The organism is Acetobacter senegalensis (genome assembly GCF_001580995.1).
Taxonomy (GTDB): Bacteria; Pseudomonadota; Alphaproteobacteria; order Acetobacterales; family Acetobacteraceae; genus Acetobacter; species Acetobacter senegalensis.
The window spans coordinates 1-3,810 of sequence record NZ_LHZU01000054.1; the positions used below are offsets into that span (position 1 = coordinate 1).

Consider the following 3,810-nt stretch of genomic DNA (forward strand, 5'->3'; position numbering starts at 1 on the left):
GATTCAGGCACCGTGTAGTGACTGCGAATTTGGGCGTTGCCGGTATACTGGGAAGACCCTTTTTCAGCAGGCTGATTCGCTGGAAACGGCAGTTTTCTGCCAATATGGGGGTGATGGCAGATGAGAAGACAGTTTGATTATGGCTATTTTCTGCGGAAAATAGCGAATGTCAGCGCGTCAGAAGCCGTATTTTCCGGTATTCGTATTTGCCTCGGTGTTTTCGAATATTGTTGTTTTTAATTGGTTTTTTAAAATGCAGATGATGTTCGTTTATGAGACATTTTTCGATCACATCAGAATAGAAGTTCAGGCTGTGACGAGCCTGATGGACAATGCGGATCTGAACCACCCCCTCAGAAAAGGCGGAAGAAATGGCCAGAAAGGAAAGTATTGGACCTGTCTATAAAAGAATTACCTTACCCTCAAGATATCCTTTTTTACGTCTTAATCTTAAATTACAGGCCACCCTTCTTGCAACGGAACGACTGCGACGTCTGGAGCTCTTCAAAAAACAAAAATTAAGCGCTGAAAAATGTTATTCCAATCATGAAGCGCAATACAAATGCAGTTACGATTACATCAATCTTCACCTCATGCATGAGGCCTATTCTCAAAGACATTATAGGTCTGCTCTCAGAAGTTCAGGACAGTGTTTTCTCGACTTCATCGACGCCTTTGACTTCGAAACGTCCAAAGATCTTGCACAGCAGCTCGATCAGGAGTGGCCCACATGCCTGCTCCCAAATCAGGTCGCACAGGAGAAATTAGACGCTATTTTTCGATATCGGAATGAAAGAAACTTCTGGGCTTCCCAGACAAGAACAGTTCGCCTTGAAAGAAAACTGAGCCATCCGGATCCTGCTTACCCATTCCGCGACTATGTCACCATGCGAGCAAGCCTCATTGAAGACGGACGGGCCATCATTGGGCTTGCCATGCAGATTGCGCTACGACAAAGCCTGCACCACACGGATATTCCCCTCTCGTGGGAACGCCTTGCTCATGTTTTTGGTTATGCCGCAGGAGAAATCTCCCGAGGGCGCGATCCAGCGGATTACCTGATCGACGCGAGCGCTCCCCTCTTATGGAAACGCGGGTTTACGGTCCCACGCAAACCATCTGAAAAGCAGGTCAGTTATAGCACCGGCCGCACCCAGTTCATGGCACTCAAGGAATACTTTCTCCCGGTTGCGCCTATTCTGGGCGCCATGAGTGTCATCTCCAGCCATCCGTACATCCCCCAAAACCCCCTTGACAGTCGATGGCCGTCATATCAATCGGGACCAGACGGCCTTTTGAGAGGATACCGCGCTGGCGTCAGTTTTATGGACGACCCCGACGATGAGCTCTTAACAAAAGCCACGATCATCTACGCTCTGCGCTTTCAGCAGCTTTTAACGCGCAAAGCGACGCACGAACGCTCTAAACCACTGCTTCTCCCACAGCAGATCGTTACACTCGAGAGCGACTTGTATCCTGCCGAGATCGAAGACATGCATCGTATCGTTTCCCGAGCGGACGGGCAGGTATTCCTTCAGGAGCCCTTGCTTGGGAAAGACTACAAAGCACAAGGTCTTTACGCACAGGAACTCCTGCATCAGGTGGACACAAAAAACTGCGCGTCAATGCGTCAAAAACAGTCTTTGGAAGAGCCGCTTCAAACGTCCTATCCAGCCATGATCCTTCCTCCTCTGCCGCGCGCAATTGTTGACGCTCTGCGGAGCTACAAAGATGTGAATCAGAAGCCGCAATAAGCGATCCGTCAGAATCCGCAAAAATGCGGATTCCATTTCATTTATCAGGCCTGCGCAGAGTGCCCTCTGACAACGAGGGGGTATTATGCAAAGTCACAGCAGAGATTTTTCTTACATCATCGCACTCAAAGAGTGCGCGATTTATGCCAGCTTCAGTGCAACGATCTGCACAAACGACTCTTGCAGAAGTGCTTCTGGTGATTCACCATGAGCCCGAAGCATCCCGCTGCCAGCCCTGCCGCTCCAGACAGAAACAGTCCTTCACGTTCAGAGAGCCACCTGCGAACAGTTGTGCGCCTTTTTGCGCGCAGTGCCGCGCGAGAGTGGTTTGAAGCAGATCAGTTGCGTCAGCAAAGCACCCAGCAGAACGTTACAGCATCAGGAGACAGACCGCCATGAGAGTTGTCCTTTACGCCCGCTACTCTTCTGACACTCAGCGTGATGCGTCCATTGAGGATCAACTCCGGATTTGCCGCACGTACGCAGAACAACAGGGATGGACGATCGTCGACAGCTATTCCGACCGGGCAATTTCGGGGGCGTCCTTGATCCGTCCGGGTATCCAGGACCTCATCACCGATGCCACCGCCGGTCGCTTCGAGATCCTCCTGACCGAAGCCATGGACCGTCTATCCCGCGATCAGGAAGATATTGCCGGCCTGTTCAAGCGCATGACCTTCGCGGGGGTAAAGATCGTCACGCTCTCGGAAGGCGGCGAGATCACCCCTCTTCACATCGGCCTCACTGGCACGATGAATGCGCTCTACCTCAAGGAACTGGCCAACAAAACCAGACGCGGCCTGCGCGGTCGTGTCGAACAGGGGAAGTCTGGTGGTGGCCTGTGCTATGGTTACGATGTTGTCCGGCAACACGACGCTCATGGCGAGGCGATCTGCGGCGAACGCGCGATCAATGGCGAACAGGCCAATATCGTCCGACGGATCTTTCGGGACTATGCTGACGGCAAATCCCCTAAATCCATTGCCCTGTCTCTGAATGCCGAAGGCCATCACGGCCCCCTGTCCGGGGCCTGGAGTCCGTCAACGATCAATGGCAATCGCGAACGCGGCACGGGTATTCTCAATAACGAACTCTATATTGGGCGCCTCGTGTGGAACCGCCTGCGCTATATCAAGAACCCCAACACCGGCAAACGCGTCTCGCGCCTCAACCCTGAATCCGAATGGACTCTTCAGGATGTTCCTGAACTGCGGATTATCGAGCAGGATCTCTGGGATGCGGTCAAAGCCCGTCAAAGCAAGACGACCTGGTCGCAGAAATCCCGCGGCACCGGCACACATCCGCTCAACGCCCTGCAGCGTCCGACCCATCTCTTGACAGGCCTGATCAAATGCGGCTGTTGCGGCGGTGGCTTCTCGATGATCTCGAAACACCATCTTGGCTGCTCGACAGCCCGCAACAAGGGCACCTGCGAGAACCGCCTGACAATTCGACGGGATGTTCTGGAAAAATCCGTGCTCAACGGTCTGAAGACCCAGATGATGGATCCTGCCCTCTTCAAGGAATTTTGTGAGGAGTTCACACGAGAGGTCAACCGGCTGCGGATGGAAAAAGGAGCCGATCTGGCTACCCTGAAATCCGAACTCCCCAAAATCAAGCGTGAACTCGACAAGGCCGTGCAGGCAATCCTCGACGGCTTTGCCAGTTCTGCTCTCAAGACACGCATGGAGGAACTCGAAGCCCGCAAGGCAGAGATCGAAGCGCGGCTGGCCGAAGCCCCTTCCCCGCCGCCTCTGCTGCATCCGAACATGGCGGAACTGTATCGCCAGAAGATCGGCGTCCTCCACGACAGCCTGCAGAACGAAGCCACCGGGACGCAGACTAAGGAAGCCATCCGGTCCCTGATCACGCGGATCAGGCTTATTCCCGAGAAGGACGAGCTAGCGATTTTCCTTGAGGGTGACCTGGCGGCGATGCTGAGTTTTGCATCAAACAGGAAGAACGCCATGCATCATCCGGATGCTGGCGTTCTTAATAAGTTCTTAGTGCAGGATTCATTGGTTGCGGGGGCAGGATTTGAACCTGCGGCCTTCAG

General features: G+C 53.3%; 2 protein-coding genes. Both read left to right on the plus strand.

Annotated features, from left to right (window positions below; all coding sequences use genetic code 11):
• The first annotated feature begins 371 nt into the window (after positions 1 to 371).
• A complete protein-coding gene (locus tag AD948_RS00455) occupies positions 372 to 1,754 on the plus strand; it encodes a hypothetical protein (RefSeq protein ID WP_152835188.1) in 1,383 nt (460 codons plus the stop codon).
• Between the two features lie 395 nt (positions 1,755 to 2,149).
• Positions 2,150 to 3,810 (plus strand): recombinase family protein (locus AD948_RS00460; protein WP_061470248.1); only part of this gene is annotated, 1,661 nt, incomplete at its 3' end.

What these genes read in the sequence shown, in the direction of transcription:
- AD948_RS00455 (WP_152835188.1), top strand. Translation starts at nt 372, where the DNA reads ATGGCCAGAAAGGAAAGTATTGGACCTGTCTATAAAAGAATTACCTTA.